This is a genomic window from Enterobacter sp. BNK-14 (genome assembly GCF_047456095.1).
GTDB lineage: Bacteria > Pseudomonadota > Gammaproteobacteria > Enterobacterales > Enterobacteriaceae > Enterobacter > Enterobacter kobei.
On the sequence record NZ_CP179897.1, the window covers coordinates 4,603,495 to 4,623,079 of the forward strand.

General features: G+C 55.4%; 15 protein-coding genes and 1 pseudogene. 11 read left to right on the forward strand and 5 right to left on the reverse strand.

The annotated features are described in order from the left end of the window. The first annotated feature begins 6 nt into the window (after positions 1–6). From nagZ to ACMGGM_RS21845, 4 genes and pseudogenes are all read left to right on the forward strand, one after another. Positions 7–1,032 carry a beta-N-acetylhexosaminidase gene (gene nagZ, locus ACMGGM_RS21830; RefSeq protein WP_063943325.1) on the forward strand — a complete coding sequence of 342 codons (1,026 nt, stop codon included), beginning with the start codon at positions 7–9 and terminating at the stop codon, positions 1,030–1,032. 34 nt (positions 1,033–1,066) lie between these two features. Next, positions 1,067–1,610: pseudogene (gene ycfP / locus ACMGGM_RS21835) on the forward strand (alpha/beta hydrolase YcfP). Positions 1,611–1,847: 237 nt separating this feature from the next. Next, complete coding sequence (locus tag ACMGGM_RS21840; RefSeq protein ID WP_023337096.1) at positions 1,848–3,152, forward strand: NAD(P)/FAD-dependent oxidoreductase; 1,305 nt, start codon at positions 1,848–1,850, stop codon at positions 3,150–3,152. 193 nt (positions 3,153–3,345) lie between these two features. Further along, entirely contained in the window at positions 3,346–3,885 is a 540-nt protein-coding gene (locus ACMGGM_RS21845) for a glycine zipper 2TM domain-containing protein (RefSeq protein ID WP_008500779.1), read from the forward strand. 59 nt (positions 3,886–3,944) lie between these two features. Here the strand turns inward: ACMGGM_RS21845 and comR are convergent, their stop codons facing one another. Next, on the reverse strand, positions 3,945–4,580 hold the full coding sequence (gene comR, locus ACMGGM_RS21850; protein WP_014883400.1) for a TetR family copper-responsive transcriptional repressor ComR: 636 nt from the start codon (positions 4,578–4,580) through the stop codon (positions 3,945–3,947). Between the two features lie 244 nt (positions 4,581–4,824). Here comR and bhsA point away from each other — a divergent pair, with 244 nt between their 5' ends. After that, a complete protein-coding gene (bhsA, locus tag ACMGGM_RS21855) occupies positions 4,825–5,082 on the forward strand; it encodes a multiple stress resistance protein BhsA (RefSeq protein ID WP_023332711.1) in 258 nt (85 codons plus the stop codon). 73 nt (positions 5,083–5,155) lie between these two features. Here the strand turns inward: bhsA and ldtC are convergent, their stop codons facing one another. The 3 genes from ldtC to ACMGGM_RS21870 all read right to left on the reverse strand — a co-directional run bounded on the left by ldtC (position 5,156) and on the right by ACMGGM_RS21870 (position 10,940). After that, positions 5,156–6,121 carry a L,D-transpeptidase LdtC gene (gene ldtC, locus ACMGGM_RS21860; protein WP_063613952.1) on the reverse strand — a complete coding sequence of 322 codons (966 nt, stop codon included), beginning with the start codon at positions 6,119–6,121 and terminating at the stop codon, positions 5,156–5,158. A 148-nt stretch (positions 6,122–6,269) separates the two neighbouring features. Beyond that, positions 6,270–9,716 carry a transcription-repair coupling factor gene (gene mfd / locus ACMGGM_RS21865; RefSeq protein WP_063613953.1) on the reverse strand — a complete coding sequence of 1,149 codons (3,447 nt, stop codon included), beginning with the start codon at positions 9,714–9,716 and terminating at the stop codon, positions 6,270–6,272. A gap of 150 nt (positions 9,717–9,866) precedes the next feature. Continuing rightward, entirely contained in the window at positions 9,867–10,940 is a 1,074-nt protein-coding gene (locus ACMGGM_RS21870) for an acyltransferase family protein (protein WP_014883404.1), read from the reverse strand. A 258-nt stretch (positions 10,941–11,198) separates the two neighbouring features. On the opposite strand from ACMGGM_RS21870, the gene lolC reads away from it, so the two are divergent. Genes lolC through cobB form a run of 5 tightly spaced genes read left to right on the forward strand, consistent with a single transcriptional unit; the run spans position 11,199 to position 16,137 of the window. Next, a complete protein-coding gene (gene lolC / locus ACMGGM_RS21875) occupies positions 11,199–12,398 on the forward strand; it encodes a lipoprotein-releasing ABC transporter permease subunit LolC (protein ID WP_014883405.1) in 1,200 nt (399 codons plus the stop codon). Next, positions 12,391–13,092, forward strand: a complete 702-nt coding sequence (lolD, locus tag ACMGGM_RS21880) for a lipoprotein-releasing ABC transporter ATP-binding protein LolD (protein WP_023332716.1) — start codon at positions 12,391–12,393, stop codon at positions 13,090–13,092. The genes lolC and lolD overlap by 8 nt, the downstream gene beginning before the upstream one ends. Beyond that, entirely contained in the window at positions 13,092–14,336 is a 1,245-nt protein-coding gene (lolE, locus tag ACMGGM_RS21885) for a lipoprotein-releasing ABC transporter permease subunit LolE (RefSeq protein ID WP_014883407.1), read from the forward strand. The genes lolD and lolE overlap by 1 nt, the downstream gene beginning before the upstream one ends. A gap of 53 nt (positions 14,337–14,389) precedes the next feature. Further along, positions 14,390–15,301, forward strand: coding sequence for an N-acetylglucosamine kinase (gene nagK, locus ACMGGM_RS21890; protein WP_014883408.1), 912 nt, complete (start codon positions 14,390–14,392; stop codon positions 15,299–15,301). Positions 15,302–15,315: 14 nt separating this feature from the next. Further along, entirely contained in the window at positions 15,316–16,137 is an 822-nt protein-coding gene (gene cobB, locus ACMGGM_RS21895) for a Sir2 family NAD+-dependent deacetylase (RefSeq protein ID WP_014883409.1), read from the forward strand. Positions 16,138–16,182: 45 nt separating this feature from the next. Here the strand turns inward: cobB and ACMGGM_RS21900 are convergent, their stop codons facing one another. Further along, complete coding sequence (locus ACMGGM_RS21900) at positions 16,183–18,084, reverse strand: methyl-accepting chemotaxis protein (protein WP_396294638.1); 1,902 nt, start codon at positions 18,082–18,084, stop codon at positions 16,183–16,185. Between the two features lie 267 nt (positions 18,085–18,351). Here ACMGGM_RS21900 and ACMGGM_RS21905 point away from each other — a divergent pair, with 267 nt between their 5' ends. After that, a complete protein-coding gene (locus ACMGGM_RS21905) occupies positions 18,352–19,581 on the forward strand; it encodes an EAL and HDOD domain-containing protein (protein WP_032636978.1) in 1,230 nt (409 codons plus the stop codon). The last annotated feature ends 4 nt before the right edge of the window (positions 19,582–19,585 follow it).

A 19,585-nucleotide genomic window follows, 5' to 3' on the forward strand; every position in this document is an offset into this window, starting at 1 on the left:
GTGAGTGTGGGTCCAGTCATGTTGAATGTTGAAGGGTTTGAGCTGGATGCGGAGGAGCGTGAAATTCTGGCGCATCCGCTGGTGGGCGGCCTGATCCTGTTTACCCGCAACTATCACGATCCAGCGCAGCTGCGCGAGCTGGTGCGTCAGATCCGCGCCGCGTCGCGTAACCATCTGGTGGTGGCCGTCGATCAGGAAGGCGGGCGCGTGCAGCGTTTTCGCGACGGTTTCACCCATCTGCCGGCTGCCCAGTCTTTCGCCGCGCTGCTCGGTACGGAAGAGGGGGGCAAACTGGCGCAGGAAGCGGGCTGGCTGATGGCCTGCGAGATGATAGCCATGGATATCGACATCAGTTTTGCCCCGGTACTTGATGTGGGCCATATCAGCGCCGCGATTGGTGAGCGCTCATACCATGAAGATCCGCGTATTGCGCTGGCAATGGCGACCCGATTTATCGACGGGATGCACGATGCAGGTATGAAAACCACCGGCAAACACTTCCCGGGCCACGGAGCCGTGACGGCGGATTCCCATAAAGAGACCCCGCGCGATCCGCGCCCGGAAGCGGAAATTCGTGCCAAAGATATGTCGGTGTTCCGTTCACTTATCACCGATAACAAACTTGACGCTATCATGCCTGCCCACGTGATTTACAGCGACGTCGACCCGCGGCCGGCCAGTGGCTCTCCGCACTGGCTGAAAACCGTATTGCGCCAGGAGCTGGGTTTCAATGGCGTGATTTTCTCCGACGATTTGTCGATGGAAGGGGCGGCAATTATGGGCAGCTATGCAGAACGCGGTCAGGCGTCGCTGGACGCAGGTTGCGATATGATCCTGGTCTGCAATAATCGTAAAGGGGCTGTTAGCGTGCTGGATAACCTGTCGCCGATCAATGCAGAGCGTGTTACACAATTGTATCATAAAGGTTCATTTAGCCGTCAGGAGCTGATGGATTCGGCGCGCTGGAAGACGGTCAACGCCCGGCTTGAAGACCTGAATGAGCGCTGGCAGGCGCACAAAGCCAGCCTGTAATCCCTCCCGGAAGGCGTAGCATGGTGAGAAGACAATGATCATCTATTTACACGGTTTTGACTCAAACAGTCCTGGTAATCATGAGAAGGTGTTGCAGCTGCAGTTTATCGATCCCGATGTCCGGTTGATCAGCTACAGCACGCGCCATCCGAAGCATGATATGCAGCATCTGCTCAAAGAAGTGGACAAGATGCTGCAGCTTAATATCGACGATCGCCCGCTGATTTGCGGCGTGGGCCTGGGTGGCTACTGGGCAGAGCGGATTGGTTTTCTGTGCGACATACGCCAGGTTGTATTTAATCCTAACCTTTTCCCGAATGAGAACATGGAAGGCAAAATTGACCGCCCGGAAGAGTACGTCGATATTGCCACCAAGTGCGTCAGTAATTTTCGCGATAAAAACCGCGACCGGTGTCTGGTGATCCTTTCGCGTAATGATGAGGCGCTCAACAGCCACCGGGCTGCGGAGCTTCTGCATCATTACTATGAGATTGTCTGGGATGAAGAATCAGACCCATAAGTTCAAGAACATCTCCCCACATCTGCAGCGCATAAAAGCCTTTAAAACGCTGGGCTAAGCCACAGTCAGTCACCTCCGGAACCCGGTCGCTAATGCGTACCGGGTTTCTTTTTGTCCAGAATTGTCTACTTTTAAGCCATCAAAACTTGATGCATATCAATTTTGGTATGACCAATGCGCCTGACGTGGTATTCTCAATTCACCTGAATGGTTTCAGTGCTGTAACCTGTTGTTAATTAAGGGTTATTTTTATAACTTTTAATTAACAATTGGTTAATAATTTGAGGGGGTCACGTTGACTACGCCATTGAAAAAGATAGTGATTGTAGGCGGTGGTGCTGGCGGGCTGGAGCTGGCCACACAGTTGGGTAAGAAGCTGGGTCGCGGTAAAAAAGCCAAAATCACGCTGGTGGATCGTAACCACAGTCACCTGTGGAAACCGTTGCTGCACGAAGTGGCGACCGGATCGCTGGATGAGGGCGTGGATGCGCTGAGCTATCTGGCGCACGCACGCAATCACCATTTCCAGTTCCAGCTGGGTTCCGTGGTGGATATCAACCGTGAAAGCAAAACCATCACCCTGGCAGAGCTGCGTGATGAAAAAGGCGAGCTGCTGGTTCCTGAACGCAAACTGGCGTATGACACGCTGGTAATGGCGCTGGGCAGTACCTCTAACGATTTCAACACGCCGGGCGTGAAAGAGCACTGTATCTTCCTTGATAACCCGCACCAGGCACGTCGTTTCCATCAGGAGATGCTGAACCTGTTCCTGAAGTACACCAATAACATGGGTGCGAATGGCAAGGTTAACATTGCCATTGTCGGCGGCGGGGCAACGGGGGTAGAGCTCTCTGCTGAGCTGCACAATGCGGTGAAACAGCTGCACAGCTACGGGTATAAAGGGTTAACAAACGACGCGCTAAACGTCACGCTGGTCGAAGCCGGTGAACGCATCCTCCCGGCGCTGCCTCCGCGTATCTCCGGTGCGGCGCACAATGAACTCACCAAACTGGGTGTGCGGGTGCTGACACAGACGATGGTGACCAGCGCCGACGAAGGCGGTCTGCACACCAAAGACGGCGAGTACATCAAAGCGGATCTGATGGTCTGGGCGGCAGGTATCAAAGCGCCTGATTTTATGAAAGATATCGGTGGTCTGGAAACGAACCGCATTAACCAGCTGGTGACGGAGCCAACGCTGCAAACCACGCGCGACCCGGAAATCTTTGCGATTGGCGACTGTGCTTCCTGCGCGCGCCCTGAAGGTGGCTTCGTGCCGCCGCGTGCTCAGGCTGCACACCAGATGGCAAGCCTGGTGCTGCATAATATTCTGGCGCAGTACAAAGGCAAACCGATGAAGACGTATGTCTATAAAGACCACGGCTCTCTGGTATCGCTGTCCAACTTCTCTACCGTCGGTAGCCTGATGGGTAACCTGATGCGTGGCTCGATGATGGTAGAAGGGCGCATAGCTCGCTTTGTCTATATTTCACTGTACCGTATGCACCAGATCGCACTGCACGGCTACTTCAAAACGGGTCTGATGATGCTGGTGGGCAGAATCAACCGCGTCATCCGTCCGCGTCTTAAACTCCACTAATCTTTCACTCCCTCCGGGCCCTCCGGAGGGAGTTTTTAGCATATCATGCTGCCCGTCATGGATTAGGTGCTTAAGAGTTCTCCTAAACATGATATATCCCTCTCCATTGTCCACTTTTTGATCCTTTGTCTTATTGGCGAAGCCGTGGCTTCATTGCAAAATTGTTACCAATAGCAACAAAGGAGGAAGTCCCGTGAATAAATCTATGTTGGCGGGTATAGGGATTGGTGTCGCAGCGGCGTTAGGTGTGGCTGCTGTTGCCAGTCTCAACGTATTAGATCGCGGCCCGCAGTATGCGCAGGTGGTTTCTGCTACTCCCATTAAAGAAACCGTAAAAACCCCTCGTCAGGAGTGCCGTAACGTCTCCGTGACCCACCGTCGTCCGGTACAGGATGAAAACCGTATTGCCGGCTCTGTTCTGGGTGCAGTAGCGGGTGGGGTAATTGGTCACCAGTTTGGCGGTGGCCGGGGTAAAGATGTCGCGACCGTCGTTGGTGCGCTGGGTGGCGGCTATGCCGGCAACCAGGTGCAGGGTGCGATGCAGGATAACGATACTTACACCACGACTCAGCAGCGTTGTAAAACCGTCTATGACAAGTCGGAGAAAATGCTGGGTTATGACGTGACCTACAAAATTGGCGATCAGCAGGGCAAAATCCGTATGGATAAAGACCCAGGAACGCAAATCCCACTGGATGGAAATGGCCAGCTGGTACTGAATAACAAAGTGTAAAAAAGATGTTCTCTGAACTTAGCTCCTCAAGCGCTCAGGCTGAGGAGCTTTTTTTTACCTCAAATTTTGAGGAGTTCAGGCCACAAGCGTAGTGTGGTTTCGGTTATATTCTGCAGTTTTTCCAGCGTCGCGCCTTCACGCGCGCTGATCGACATACCCTGCAAAATACAGCTCAGGTACTGCGCCAGCATCTGCGGCTGACAGTGCGCGGGAATTTCACCGCGCTGCTGGCGTTGAGCCAGAAATGCGCTGAGCGTCTCTTCCTGCATGGCATGACGCGATTTCACCGTATTGGCGATCTCTTTCGACGCTGCCGCCAGGGTGGCGGAGGTGTTAATCATAAAGCAGCCCGCGGGCGTATCTTTGCTGGTGAAGCAGGTGGCAACGGCGGTGAAGTAATCCCGTAGCGCCTGTTCAACGCTTTTCTCTTCACAAAACAGCTGGGCTTCGTGTTTCGCTGCAAAGCGCGAAATGTATCGGTCCAGCACTGCCCTGAACAGCCCCTCTTTGTTGGTAAATTCAGCATAGAGCGTCGGTGCTTTGGCGCCGGTGGCTTCTACCAGATCGGAAAGCGAGGTCGCTTCATACCCATGTTGCCAGAAGAGAGTCATGGCCTTATCAAGCGCTGCATCCCTGTCAAACACTTTTGGTCGGCCACGGCTTTTCTTCGCACAACTCGTGACGTCGGTTGTCATTTGCCGTTGGTCCTCTGTTGATTTGTTGAATAACCATTATAAAAATAAACGCAACCCACCACCAGTGCAGAATGCTTAAAAATAAATTAATCATATATGTATGAAAATTAACGACTTTAAAAATTAATTAATGCTCGTTATAAAATTGTGTTGACGCGTGAGCTGGATCACATTTATGATTTACCTATCGATCGTTAACTAAATCGCTAACGACCTCCAAATTCATCTGCCAAAGGTAAACATCATGAAAAACGTAAAAACCCTCATCGCTGCAGCCGTACTGAGTTCCCTTTCTTTCGCAAGCTTTGCTGCTGTACAAGTTCAGTCAACGCCAGCCGATCAGCATAAAGTCGGGACGATCTCTGCGTCTGCCGGGACTAACCTGGGTTCACTGGAAGATCAGCTGGCACAAAAAGCGGAAGCAATGGGTGCAAAATCCTACCGCATCACCTCTGTGACCGGTCCTAACACGCTGCACGGCACGGCTGTCATCTACAAATAAGCCGGGCATAAACCCTCATTTATGCCACTGCAATAAAAAACGCCCTGCTAAGCAGGGCGTTTTACGTTCTGTTTTACATCGACTGCTGAACGATATCGTGATGCCGGGTGACATCGGTCGGCATGCCTGACCGGGCCTCCATCGCACGTTCCATCACCTGGCTCTCGGTATTCGCATTCGTTTTAAAGCTCACCATCGCAGCATTCAGGTTAATGGGTAACGTCTGCGGATCGTCGCCGATATTTTTTGAGAGCGGCTGGTGAATCTCAACAAGTCGTACGCCACCGGGCTCCTCAGAGACTTTAATCGGCGTATTGATAATATTCACTTTAGTCCCTGGCGTAACGACATTGAACAGCGTTTTGATATCGTCATCGCGCAGACGAATACAGCCGGAGCTGACGCGCATGCCGATGCCAAAGTCGGCATTCGTTCCGTGCAGCAGGTAAACCCCACCGTATGCCGCCAGGCGGATCGCGTGGTGCCCCATTGGGTTATCCGGGCCAGCCGGAACAACCGCGGGAAGATCGATGCCCTGGGCTTTATAACGGGCGCGAATGTTGGCCGTTGGCGTCCAGGTTGGATTCGCCCGTTTATCCGAGACGGTCGTCACCATCGTCGGTGTCAGGGTGTCGCCGCCCAGTTGACCGATACCGATAGGGTAGACGGTCACTTCATTTTTACCCGGCGGATAATAATAGAGACGTAACTCAGCCAGGTTTATGACGATCCCCTCGCGCGGGGCATCCGGCAGGAGAGTTTGTAACGGGATCGTCAGTACGCTGCCCGCGCGCGGGACATATGGATCGACGCCGGGATTCGCCTGCAGCAGAGCCAGAAAACCGACGTTATATTTTTTGGCAATGGCTTCCAGTGAACCGCCATTATTTTCAACCACATGAAAGCGGTTTTCCCCGACCAGCTTGCTGCCAGGTGGTGGAAGAGGCCAGGTGTTTGCGCGAGCGGGAAGTGCAACCGCGACGGCGGCAGCCAGCACAAACAGGGTTATCCAGCGGGTAAAACGCGAAGGGGTCATCATCACCATAATCCATATAAATGATAAGGTTATTGTTTTATAAGGTGTTAATGATAATTATGGCGAAAGGGTGTGTCGGGAAGATCGGGTGAAGTGCAAAGAGTTTGTAAATTGTCCCCCCGGCAGCACTGGCTAACGGGGGGAGGGCAGATTACGCGACCGCATTCTCTTCGAGCTGCCGCATAAAGTTACGCACCCAGTCCATACGGGTTTTGCGATCCGCCAGCTCCTGGGTAAATTTCAGACGGGTTGGCCCATCCAGGCGGAAATACTGCGGCTGTTTTTGCAGCAGGCCAATCAGCCACATCGGGTTGACGTGGTTCTTCTCGGCGAATTCAATGACGCCGCCTTTTTCATTACCTTCAAGTTTGCGGATCCCCAGCTTCTGCGCCTGCTGGCGCAGCCGCGCGATATCCAGCAGATTTCTCGCCGCATCGGGCAGCAGGCCAAAGCGGTCAATCAGTTCCACTTTGATCTCTTCCAGCTCATTTTCATTCTTCGCGCTGGCAATGCGTTTGTAGAATGACAGGCGGGTATTCACATCAGGAATGAAATCATCCGGCAGCAGGGACGGCATACGCAACTCGACCTCGGTCTGCTGGCTGGTGAGATTTTCCAGCGACGGCTCGCGTCCGGTCTTCAGGGCATCAACCGCGTTTTCCAGCAGCTCCATATAGAGCGAGAAGCCGATGGTTTCCATGGAGCCGCTCTGATCCTCGCCCAGCAGTTCGCCGGCACCACGGATCTCAAGATCGTGCGTGGCCAGCGCAAAGCCTGCACCGAGGTCTTCCAGCGAGGCGATGGCTTCCAGACGCTTTTGCGCGTCGGTGGTCATCGCTTTCGGATGCGGGGTCAACAGCCAGGCGTAAGCCTGATGATGCGAACGGCCGACGCGACCGCGCAGCTGATGAAGCTGCGCCAGACCAAAGTGATCCGCACGCTCAATAATGATGGTATTCGCCGTCGGGATATCAATGCCGGTTTCAATGATGGTGGTACACACCAGTACGTTAAAGCGCTGGTGATGGAAGTCGTTCATCACCCGCTCCAGCTCGCGCTCGCGCATCTGCCCGTGGCCGATGGCAATACGCGCTTCCGGTACCAGCTCGGCCAGCCTGTCCGCGGCTTTCTGGATATTTTCAACGTCGTTATAAAGATAATAAACCTGGCCCCCGCGCAGTACCTCACGCAGGATCGCCTCGCGTACCACCAGATTATCGTACTCGCGGACAAAGGTTTTCACCGCCAGACGACGCGCCGGTGGTGTGGCGATAATCGACAGATCGCGCATGCCGCTCATCGCCATGTTCAGCGTACGCGGAATTGGCGTTGCGGTCAGGGTCAGAATATCGACGTCGGCGCGCATCGCTTTGATCCGCTCTTTGTGACGCACCCCGAAGCGGTGCTCTTCGTCGACGATCAGCAGCCCCAAATCTTTCCACTTCACGTCGCTTTGCAGCAGCTTGTGCGTACCTATCAGAATATCGATTTTGCCTTCGCTTGCCTGTTCGAGGATCTGCGTCTGCTCTTTGGCGCTGCGAAAACGTGACAGCATCTCAATGCGCACCGGCCAGTTGGCGAAACGGTCGCGGAAGTTGTCGAAGTGCTGCTGGGCGAGCAGGGTGGTCGGCACCAGCACCGCCACCTGCTTGTTGTTTTCAACCGCCAGGAAGGCGGCGCGCATCGCCACTTCGGTTTTGCCGAAGCCGACGTCGCCGCAGACTAAGCGGTCCATCGCCAGCGGCTGGCACATGTCGCTCAGTACGGCGTTGATGGCCTGGGCCTGGTCCGGCGTGGTTTCAAACGGGAAGCTGTCGCAGAACATCTGGTACTGCTCTTTATCATGCTTAAAGGCGAAGCCCTCTTTGGCCGCGCGCTGGGCGTAGATATCCAGCAGCTCGGCCGCCACGTCGCGTACTTTCTCCGCCGCTTTCTGGCGCGCGCGAGCCCAGGCATCGCCGCCCAGTTTGTGCAGCGGGGCGTTATCCTCCGCGCCACCTGCGTATCGGCTGATCAGATGCAGGGATGACACCGGAACATACAGTTTGGCGTCGTTGGCGTAGGTCAGCATCAGATATTCACCTTTGATGCCGCCGGCTTCCAGCGTGGTCATTCCCTGATAGCGCCCAACGCCATGCTCCAGGTGAACAATGGGCTGGCCCGGATGCAGCTCGGCCAGGTTACGGATCAGCGTGTCCGGGTTAATGGTTCGACGGCTGTCCTGACGGCGCCGCGCGACGCGCTCACCCAGCAGATCGCTTTCGCAAATCAGCGCCAGGTTGTTGAGCGTATCAATAAACCCGTGTTCGGCGGCACCAATCATCAGATAACGGCCGTTTCCGGCCGCGTCGCTCAGGCGCTGAATGCGTTTCGGCGCAACTTTTATTCGCCCCAGCAGCTCGCCGAGTGCTTCGCGGCGGCCTTCACTCTCAACGGAGAACACCACCGGGCCGGTAAAGGACTCCAGGAACTTACGCAGATTATCCAGCGGCGATTTCTGCTGCGCCTGAACGGCCAGGTCCGGCAGCGTCCGGAAGGCGAGGTTGGTGTTGGCGGCCTTATCGGCAAGCGAATCGGTTTTGAGCTGGATCCGCGGCCAGCGCTTCAGCTCCGCATTGAGTTCGTCGGTACGCAGCCACAGCGTTTCCGGCGGCAGCAGCGGACGCATCGGGTCAACGCCCCGGTTTTCGAAGCGGGCGCGGGTTTCGCTTTCGAAACGGCTGGCGCTGGCGTCGATATCGCCGGTGTTCACAATCAGCGTATTTGCCGGGAAGTAGCTGAACAGGGCAGGCAGCGGCTCGTTAAAGAACAACGGCTGCCAGTATTCGATCCCGGCCGGGAGCGTGCCTTTGCTAACCTGCTGATAGATATGCTCGGCATCACGCTTCACGTCGAACTTATCGCGCCACTGGCTGCGGAACAGTTCGATGGCAGTTTTGTCCGTCGGGAATTCATGCGCGGGCAGTAAGTTAATGGACTCTACTTCCTCTAGCGTGCGCTGGGTGTCGGCGTCGAACACGCGCAGGCTGTCGATTTCATCATCGAAGAAATCGAGACGATACGGCTGGTCGCTGCCCATGGGATACAGGTCAAGCAACGCGCCGCGGGTTGCGTATTCCCCGTGCTCCATCACCTGATCGACATGGCGATAGCCGGCACCGTCAAGCTGCTCGCGCAGGGCATCACGGGACAGGCGCTGGCCTTTTTTCATCACCAGCGCATGACCATGCAGATAGCTGTGCGGACAGACGCGCTGCATCAGGGTATTTACCGGCACAATCAGCACACCGCGCTGCATGGTCGGCAACTGGTAGAGCGTCGACAGGCGCGAGGAGATGATCTCCTGATGCGGAGAGAAGCTGTCATACGGCAGCGTTTCCCAGTCGGCCAGGCTGAACACCAGGCTATCGGTGAACTGGCGGATTTCGTCGTGCAGGCGCAGGGCATTTTGCATATCCGGGGCAACAAGCACCACCGGGCCGGGGTGTCGCTCAGCAATTTCTGCCACCAGCGTGGCGCACGCCGCGCCCGTAAGTTCACCCAACTGGCGCTGGTCGCCCGCTTTGACAGGCAAGGAATAACGATAGTGTTCAGGCATGGCTATGTCAGAGTCTCTTATGGATATACCAACAGTATTGGGGCATATCACTGATACGCAATGTCTTTATTATCCTCGATCGTTTTACATAAGCAAATTGTAACCGCACGGGGTGACTTTCCGCCCCCAAAACGGGGGGCGGAGAAGGCATTAGCGGGGGGACGGTGACAGGGAGAGCGTTGACGGAGGAGAGAAGAAAAGATCGCCAAACAGCGCGGTGGAGAGTTTGCGCACCCCGAGCCCGGCAAGGGTGCAGATAAGCAGGCTGGCAAACGGATAGACCAGAATTAAGCCCAGCTCTGCCCAGACCGGCCAGTATGCGGCATTCATCTCGCCAATCAGGAACAGGCTGAAGGCCTCAATGAGGATGCGGTGGGTGGTATAGATCGCAATGGTGTTGGAGCCAATCACGTTCAGCAGATTGTTGGGATGCACGGCGTAACGCTGCTCAATACTGTAGAAAAGCTTCATGATCAACACAATCGACAGCAGGGAAAGCAGGAGAGGAACGTTAGCAAACCACAGCACCACGGAGACGGCGGCGAACGCGCCTGTCGCCAGCCACGTGCGGCGCAGGTTGAAACTTTTCATCCACGCCATCAGCTCTGCGCCATACCACGCTCCGAGGCTGTAGTAGATCATGTTGCGTACTACGCTGTTCATTCCCCACCACGGCAACGGCAGGAAGTTGATCGCGACGCTCGCCAGTGCCAGCAGCCCGAGCACCGGTAGCTTCCAGCGGCTCAGTAGTTTACACAGCGTGAAGTAGACGACCAGAGCATACAGATACCACAGGCTGGTGCTGGCGGTGAGCATACCGCGTACAAATCCTGAGAGGGAATCGGCGTAGGCCGCGTTCGAGGAGGTGGCAAGCTCACGATCGGGCGCCAGCCAGGCATTCAGGTGGGTCAATGCCTGCCATTGCAGAATCCCCCACAGGACCAGAACCCAGACAATGCTCCAGATCCGTTTGTCGAGACTGGTTCGCCAGTTCACCTCATCGATATAACGACGGATCAGATAGCCGGAGATAAAGAAGAATACCGGCATGCGGAATGGGGCGAGGTAGAGATTAAAATAGACCCAACATTTCGCGAGAAGGCCGGATAGCGGATGTTGCAGCCCGCTCAGGTGCGGATAAAAGGTGATGACCGAATGATAGATAACCACCAGGCAGATACACAGCCCTTTTATCTGGTTAATCCATAATGCTTTTTGCTTCATTGTTCGCGACTACCTTAAATTGCCATAAACGAACGAGCAATTGTTCTGAAATGAAACCGGGATGTAACGGGTAACAGTCTGTATCAGGAGGTTTTTCGGAAAAGGTGGAGGTTGCGAGGCGACAATTCAGACAATAGCACGCTGATTTATCTGAATTTTTCAGAAAAATGATTACCAAAGCTTACGGTTTCAGTCATTTACGCTTAACGGATTCGCTTATATACTCGTGGGTCTGCTATCAGCAAACAGACGGATTTCATGTATCAACCTGTCGCACTCTTCATAGGCTTACGTTACATGCGTGGGCGCGCCGCGGACCGCTTCGGTCGCTTTGTCTCCTGGCTTTCGACTATTGGCATTACGCTCGGCGTGATGGCACTGGTGACGGTCCTTTCCGTCATGAATGGCTTCGAGCGCGAGCTGCAAAACAACATCCTGGGGCTGATGCCGCAGGCCGTTCTCTCCTCCACCAACGGTTCGCTGAACCCGCAACAGCTGCCGGAAAGCGCGGCGAAGTTACAGGGTGTCACGCGCGTTGCGCCGTTAACAACTGGCGACGTGGTGCTGCAAAGCGCCCGCAGCGTGGCGGTCGGCGTCATGCTGGGTATTGACCCTGCACAAAACGATCCGCTGACGCCGTACCTGGTTAACGTGAAGCAGACCGATCTGGCCGCCGGAAAATACAACGTTATTCTGGGTGAGCAGCTTGCCGGCCAGCTTGGCGTCAACCGTGGCGACCAGCTGCGTGTGATGGTGCCCTCTGCCAGTCAGTTTACGCCGATGGGGCGCCTGCCAAGCCAGCGCCTGTTTAACGTAATTGGTACCTTTGCCGCCAACAGCGAAGTCGATGGTTATCAGATGCTGGTTAACATTCAGGATGCTTCGCGCCTGATGCGTTACCCGGCAGGGAACATCACGGGCTGGCGCCTGTGGCTCGACGCGCCGCTGAAGGTTGATACCCTCAGCCAGCAAAAACTGCCGGACGGCACCAAATGGCAGGACTGGCGCGAACGTAAAGGCGAACTGTTCCAGGCCGTGCGTATGGAAAAAAACATGATGGGGCTGCTGTTGAGCCTGATCGTGGCCGTGGCCGCTTTTAACATCATCACCTCGCTGGGTCTGATGGTGATGGAAAAGCAGGGCGAGGTCGCCATCCTGCAAACCCAGGGGCTCACGCCGCGCCAGATCATGGCGGTCTTTATGGTGCAGGGTGCCAGCGCCGGCATTATCGGCGCGCTGCTGGGGGCGGGGCTCGGCGCTCTGCTTGCCAGCCAGCTTAATAATTTAATGCCGATCATCGGCGCGCTGCTTGATGGCGCGGCGCTGCCGGTGGCTATCGAGCCGCTGCAGGTTATCGGTATTGCGTTGGCCGCGATGGCCATTGCGCTGCTTTCGACGCTTTATCCTTCCTGGCGCGCTGCCGCCACTCAACCCGCTGAGGCTTTACGTTATGAATAAGATCCTGTTGCAATGCGACAACCTGTCCAAACGCTATCAGGAAGGCGCTGTGCAGACCGACGTGCTGCACAATGTGAGCTTCAGCGTGGGCGAAGGCGAGATGATGGCGATTGTCGGCAGCTCCGGCTCGGGCAAAAGTACGCTGCTGCACCTGCTGGGCGGGCTGGATACCCCAACCAGCGGCGACGTGATTTTTTCCGGCCAGCCGATGAGCAAAATGTCCTCAGCGGCGAAGGCCGAGCTGCGTAATCGCGAGCTGGGCTTTATCTACCAGTTCCACCACCTGCTGCCGGACTTCACGGCGCTGGAAAACGTGGCGATGCCGTTGCTGATTGGCAAAAAGAAACCGGCAGAAATTAACGCCCGCGCCAGCGACATGCTGAACGCAGTAGGGCTGGGTCACCGTGGCAATCACCGTCCATCGGAGCTTTCCGGCGGCGAACGTCAGCGCGTGGCCATTGCCCGTGCGTTGGTCAACAACCCGCGTCTGGTGCTGGCGGATGAACCGACCGGTAACCTGGATGCGCGTAATGCGGACAGTATTTTCCAGCTTTTGGGTGAACTTAACGCCTCGCAGGGCACCGCGTTTCTGGTGGTCACCCACGATCTGCAGCTGGCAAAACGCATGGGGCGCCAGCTTGAAATGCGCGACGGTCATCTGAATGCAGAACTGACCCTGATGGGAGCGGAGTAATGGCTTCACCGTTATCGTTACTCATCGGGTTACGCTTTAGCCGCGGTCGCCGTCGCGGCGGCATGGTGTCGCTCATCTCCGTCATCTCGACCATCGGTATTGCGCTGGGCGTGGCGGTGTTGATTGTCGGCCTGAGCGCCATGAACGGCTTCGAGCGCGAACTGAATAACCGCATTCTGGCGGTGGTACCGCACGGGGAAATCGAGCCGGTTAACCAGCCCTGGACCCACTGGAGCGATGCGCTCAACAAAGTAGAGAAAGTCCCGGGCATCGCTGCCGCCGCGCCCTATATCAACTTTACCGGGCTGGTGGAGAGCGGGGTAAACCTGCGTGCCATCCAGGTGAAAGGGGTGAACCCCGCCCAGGAAGAACGCCTGAGCGCGTTGCCGAAATATGTGCAGAACGGCGCGTGGGCAAACTTTAAGGCCGGCGAGCAGCAGATCATCATGGGCAAAGGCGTTGCAGATGCCCTGAAGGTGAAGCAGGGCGACTGGGTGTCGATCATGATCCCGAACGCCAGCGCCGATCACAAATTGCAGCAGCCGAAACGCGTGCGCCTGCACGTCACCGGTATTCTTCAGCTGAGCGGTCAGCTTGACCATAGCTTTGCGATGGTGCCGATGGAAGATGCGCGGCAGTATCTCGACATGGGCGACAGCGTGACGGGCATTGCCATTAAGGTGAACGACGTCTTTAATGCCAACAAACTGGTACGCGACGCGGGCAGCGTGACCAATAACTATGTTTACATCAAAAGCTGGATCGGCACTTACGGGTATATGTACCGTGATATCCAGATGATCCGCGCGATTATGTATCTGGCGATGGTGCTGGTGATCGGTGTGGCGTGCTTTAACATCGTCTCGACGCTGGTGATGGCAGTCAAGGACAAGAGCGGTGACATTGCCGTGCTGAGAACGCTTGGGGCGAAAGACGGTCTTATTCGCGCCATCTTCGTCTGGTACGGTTTGCTGGCAGGATTGTTCGGCAGCCTGTGTGGCGTGGTGATTGGCGTGGTGGTTTCCCTGCAGTTGACGCCAATTATTAACGGCATTGAAAAGCTTATTGGTCACCAGTTCCTGTCGGGTGATATCTATTTTATTGACTTCCTGCCGTCTGAATTGCACTGGCTGGACGTTTTTTATGTGCTGGTTACAGCACTTTTACTGAGTCTGCTGGCAAGCTGGTATCCGGCGCGTCGCGCAAGCCGAATTGATCCGGCGAGGGTATTAAGTGGCCAGTAATTACGTCATGATCTAGCGGCTTTTGGGCCGCCAGGTCAAAAGAGGAATGCACTATGTATTATGGATTTGATATTGGCGGCACCAAGATTGCGCTCGGCGTATTTGATAAAGACCTCAGGCTGCAGTGGGAAACGCGCGTTCCCACGCCGCGCGAGAGCTACGACGAATTTTTAACCGCCATTGCCGCGCTGGTGGCGCAAGCAGATGAACGCTTTGGCGTCAAAGGCAGCGTCGGCATTGGTATTCCGGGCATGCCCGAAACCGACGACGGCACGCTGTATGCCGCCAACGTACCTGCTGCCAGCGGCAAAGCGCTGCGCGCCGATCTCTCTGCCCGCCTTGAACGCGACGTGCGTTTAGATAACGATGCCAACTGTTTTGCGCTCTCTGAAGCCTGGGATGATGAATTCCGTCAGTATCCATTGGTCATGGGACTGATCCTCGGCACGGGCGTCGGCGGAGGGATCGTGATCAACGGTAAGCCCATCACCGGGCGTAGCTATATCACCGGTGAGTTCGGCCATATCCGCTTGCCGGTGGATGCCCTGGACATTGTCGGGCGTGAGTTTCCGCTGACCCGCTGCGGCTGCGGTCAGCACGGCTGTATTGAGAACTACCTCTCCGGCCGCGGGTTTGCATGGCTTTACGAACACTTCTATCATCAGAAACTTGAGGCCCCTCAAATCATTACCTTGTGGGAGCAAGGGGATGCGCAGGCGCGTGAGCACGTTGAGCGCTATCTGGATCTGCTGGCGGTATGTCTGGGAAATATTCTCACTATCGTCGACCCGGATCTGCTGGTGATTGGGGGAGGGTTGTCAAACTTCACTGCGATTACGGAACAGTTGTCCGGGCGTTTGCCCCGACATTTATTGCCGGTTGCACGCGTGCCGCGTATTGAACGTGCGCGACACGGGGACGCAGGAGGCATGCGCGGAGCCGCATTCCTTCATCTCACCGATTAGTTTACGAGGTTTCTATGCTGTCGCGTCGCCAGGGTCGACTCAGCCGTTTTCGCAAAAACAAACGCCGCTTACGTGAGCGCTTGCGTCAGCGGATCTTTTTCAGAGACAGAATGATGCCAGAAGCGATGGATAAACCCAGAGTGGTGGTGCTGACCGGGGCGGGGATCTCCGCTGAGTCAGGAATTCGAACCTTCCGCGCGGCGGACGGACTGTGGGAAGAACACCGCGTGGAGGATGTCGCCACGCCGGAAGGTTTTGCCCGCGATCCGGATCTCGTGCAGGCGTTTTACAACGCCCGCCGTCGCCAGCTGCAGCAGCCTGAGATTGCGCCCAATCCGGCGCATCTGGCGCTGGCGAAGCTGGAAGAGGCGCTGGGGGATCGTTTCCTGCTGGTGACGCAGAATATCGACAACCTGCATGAGCGAGCCGGTAACAAAAACATCATCCACATGCACGGTGAGTTGCTCAAAGTTCGCTGTGCCTGGAGCGGCCAGGTGCTGGACTGGAAAGAGGACGTGCTGCCAGAAGACAAATGTCACTGCTGTCAGTTCCCCGCACGCCTGCGCCCGCACGTGGTGTGGTTCGGCGAGATGCCCCTGGGGATGGATGATATTTACAGCGCGCTGGCGATGGCGGACGTGTTTATCGCCATTGGTACATCCGGCCATGTTTACCCGGCGGCGGGGTTTGTTCACGAAGCGCGACTGCACGGCGCCCATACGGTTGAGCTCAATCTGGAGCCAAGCCAGGTGGGCAGCGAGTTTGAAGAGAAACACTACGGTCTGGCAAGCGCGGTCGTCCCGGAATTTGTCGACAAGCTGCTGAAAGGGCTGTAGCGGCAATGGTGTAAAAAGGCACCCGTCCTGCGGGTGCCTGACGATTTACGAATGAAAGAACGCCAGCGTCTTCTCCAGCGATTTAGCCTGCTCGTCCAGTGAGAGCGCCGCGGCTGAGATCTGCTGCACCAGAGCGGCGTTCTGCTGGGTTGTGCTGTCCATCTGATTCACGGCGGTGCTGACCTGGCTAATCCCCCGATTTTGCTCGTCCAGCGCCTGAACGATATCGTTTATCACCAGATGCACATGCGACACCGCCTCGATAACCTGTTTCATCATCACGCCGGTTTCATTGACCAGCTCAACGCCTTTGTTGACGCGGCCAGACGATTCGGCAATGAGCTGAGAAATCTCTTTTGCTGCGTTAGCGCTCCGCTGGGCCAGGTTACGGACTTCACCGGCCACCACCGCAAAACCGCGTCCCTGCTCACCCGCCCGTGCGGCTTCTACGGCCGCGTTTAGCGCCAGGATATTGGTCTGGAAGGCAATGCCATCGACAATGCTGTTGATCTCACCGATCTTACGCGCGCTGTCATCAATCTCGCCGATCACCGTGACGACGTCGTTCACCAGCGTTTCGCCATGTCCGGCGAGGCTGGCGGCGCGGTCGGTCAGCGTGGTCGCTTTGTGCGCATTGTCGGCATTATTCTTCACCGTGGCCGAAATCTCTTCCATGCTGGCCGCGGTTTCCACAATCGCTGCTGCCTGCTCCTCGGTTCGCGAGGCAAGGTCAAGGTTACCTGCCGAAATCTCGCTGGTGCCACCCCGCACGGAATGGCTGGCATCGCTGATGTTGTCGACGATGCGTTTGAGCTGCATCTGCATGGTGTGCAGGGCGTAAAAAATACTGCGAGTATCTCCCGCGCGCACCGGAATTGTATTGTTCAGCTCCCCGCGGGCGACGGCCAGGGCAATTCCGGCGGCGTCAGAAGGTTCGCCACCCACCGGTCGGTCAACTTTACGCGTAAAGATTTGCGCCATGACCAGGCTCACCACTACGATACTGAGCACCATAAGGACAATGGCTTTCAGCAAAAATGCACGCGCCTCGGCCATCACCTCACTGACCGGGGTGACGATGGCCAGCTTCCACGGCGTCTGGCTGTTACCAATTGCAATATCCTGCCAGGTAATAAATGCCTCCTCCTTCAGCAGTGGATCGTTTTCCCGGATGACATCATGGCCCGTTATCTTCCCCGCGTAAGGCTTTCCGGTGGCCTGTTTGTCCGGGCTGAATACCACTTTATTTTCCGCTGAGAGGAGCAGGGCATAGCCAGTCCCGTTCCACGGCTTTATTGCCCCAGTCATGGCTTGCAGCGTGGCGAGTGAAAAGTCAGAGGTGACCGATCCCAGAAACTTACCGTCAGCCATAATGGGGGCGGCAATGGAGGTAAGCATGACGTCTACGCCATTGTAGGGGTAGATATAGGGTTCGATGATCACCTCTTTTTGCCGTTGCTTCGGCAGCAGGTAATAATCGCCGCTGCCGGGTGTTTCCAGGTCCGTCAGCAGGTGCAGTGCGGGTTTGCCAGAGGCATCGCGGTCGACATAGCGGGCATAGCGTCCGGCAGGATCCTCTCCGCTCTGTCCGGCAAAGGCGGCATCCTGATGGTCAAACGCGTTGGGCTCAAAAGCCATCGACATGGAGAGAAACTGCGGGTGGGCCGCAAGATAATGGATCAGCAGTTGGTTGAGACTTTGGCGATCGGAGATGCCCGCATCCCGCAGCGCCAGGGCACTGTTGCCCATATCCCTGGCGGCAGCCAGCGCGGAATCCATCTCCTTACTGACCTGCAAAGACTGCACCTCAGCAATCTGGCGGATATGTTTTTTGGCCAGACTGTCCTGCTGCGCCATCCACTGCCACATCATAAAACCAATCGTGGCGGTAAAGCCCACCGTCACGGTGAGAAAAATGGACAATAGCATTAACGTTTTGACGCTCATTTTTGATCTTCGGACCTTGGCGTTTTGCATTCTTATCTCCCGTAATCGTGTGCATGTCGGTCAGGCACATATTACTTATCGGATATATCACTCTCTTTCTGTAGAGTACCGGGAGTATTTAATTTAAATTCTGAGAATATAAACCCTGTTAATTAGTGTGGATGCTTTTATTTTGTGCATTCAATCAAAATAGTGCTCGATAATGCTCGTTATCGTCGTGTAGAAAGAGGATGCTAATAAATATTAAGTGGTAGAGGAGGATGGGATATGTACGGATTTATCGCCAGACAACCCATTTTTAACCCGGAGATGAAGACGGTCGCCTATGAACTGCTCTTCAGAGAGGGAATGACAAACCGTTTTCCGGATGTCTCGGCGGAATATGCGACATCCAGAATGATATCAGATCAGTTTTTATGTGTACCCGCGCAACGGATCGCCGGGGAGCACACGTCGTTTATTAATTTTCCCTCCCGGATGGTCATCGACCGGAGCGGAGAAGCGCTCGATAAAGAGAGCGTGGTCATTGAGATACTGGAAGATGCGGTTCCGGGGGCTGAGCTGTTGCAGGCCGTCAGAGAGATGAATGCGCACGGCTACCACTTCGCGCTCGATGATTTCACCCTCGCTCCGGAATGGGATGCGTTTTTACCTTATATTTCGGTTCTGAAATTCGATGTCAGAAATTATACCTTAGCGCAAATTAAAGAGTATCTGGCATCGCGTAAAAAAGAGACCGCACATATAAAATATCTCGCTGAAAAAATTGAGACTAAAGAGGAATTTATTCGATTCAGAGATGAAGGGTTTTCTCTGTTTCAGGGTTATTTTTTCTGCCGTCCGGAGATGATTAAATATAAACGCTTATCGCAAAATCAGCTTGCGATTTTCCGCCTGCAAATGGAAATCGGACGTAATAAACCTGATTATCGCATTATCGAGTCGCTGATAAAAAGTGATCTCACCCTCTCCTGGAAAATTATGCGCTACATGAAGCACACGGCATTTAAACATGTTGGTGCCTGTAATTTCAGCAAGTTAACCCTGAGTGAGGTACTCCGCTATCTTGGGGAGAATCAGCTGAGACGGTTCGTTGCCGTCGTGGTCCTGGCGAGTGCGGACAATGACACCGTCAGCGAGCTTTATCCGTTGAGCATGATGCGTGGGAAATTCTGCGAATTGATCGCAGAGGCGATAAACGAACCGACGCTGGCTGAAAATGCTTTTCTGTGCGGCCTGTTCTCGCTGCTGGATACTCTCCTTGAACTGCCGATGACCGAGTTGATGAAGCAGATTGCGGTGCCGCAGAGCGTGAGCAACGCACTGTGCCATCAGGAGGGGCAGCTAGCTGATATGATCGCACTCTGTCGTTACTACGAGCAGCAGCAGTGGGAGGAGGCGACAAGACTGAGTCACGCACTGGGGCTGTCGGATGATGATGTGGTCGAGGCGATGAGAAGGGCGACGATTTGGGCTGGCGAGAATGCGGCCAGTTAATGCT

Coding starts and splice junctions, on each gene's coding strand:
- comR (WP_014883400.1), bottom strand. CDS start 4,580: ATGACAACCGACGTCACGAGTTGTGCGAAGAAAAGCCGTGGCCGACCA.
- bhsA (WP_023332711.1), top strand. CDS start 4,825: ATGAAAAACGTAAAAACCCTCATCGCTGCAGCCGTACTGAGTTCCCTT.
- ldtC (WP_063613952.1), bottom strand. CDS start 6,121: ATGATGACCCCTTCGCGTTTTACCCGCTGGATAACCCTGTTTGTGCTG.
- mfd (WP_063613953.1), bottom strand. CDS start 9,716: ATGCCTGAACACTATCGTTATTCCTTGCCTGTCAAAGCGGGCGACCAG.
- ACMGGM_RS21870 (WP_014883404.1), bottom strand. CDS start 10,940: ATGAAGCAAAAAGCATTATGGATTAACCAGATAAAAGGGCTGTGTATC.
- lolC (WP_014883405.1), top strand. CDS start 11,199: ATGTATCAACCTGTCGCACTCTTCATAGGCTTACGTTACATGCGTGGG.
- lolD (WP_023332716.1), top strand. CDS start 12,391: ATGAATAAGATCCTGTTGCAATGCGACAACCTGTCCAAACGCTATCAG.
- lolE (WP_014883407.1), top strand. CDS start 13,092: ATGGCTTCACCGTTATCGTTACTCATCGGGTTACGCTTTAGCCGCGGT.
- nagK (WP_014883408.1), top strand. CDS start 14,390: ATGTATTATGGATTTGATATTGGCGGCACCAAGATTGCGCTCGGCGTA.
- cobB (WP_014883409.1), top strand. CDS start 15,316: ATGCTGTCGCGTCGCCAGGGTCGACTCAGCCGTTTTCGCAAAAACAAA.
- ACMGGM_RS21900 (WP_396294638.1), bottom strand. CDS start 18,084: ATGAGCGTCAAAACGTTAATGCTATTGTCCATTTTTCTCACCGTGACG.
- ACMGGM_RS21905 (WP_032636978.1), top strand. CDS start 18,352: ATGTACGGATTTATCGCCAGACAACCCATTTTTAACCCGGAGATGAAG.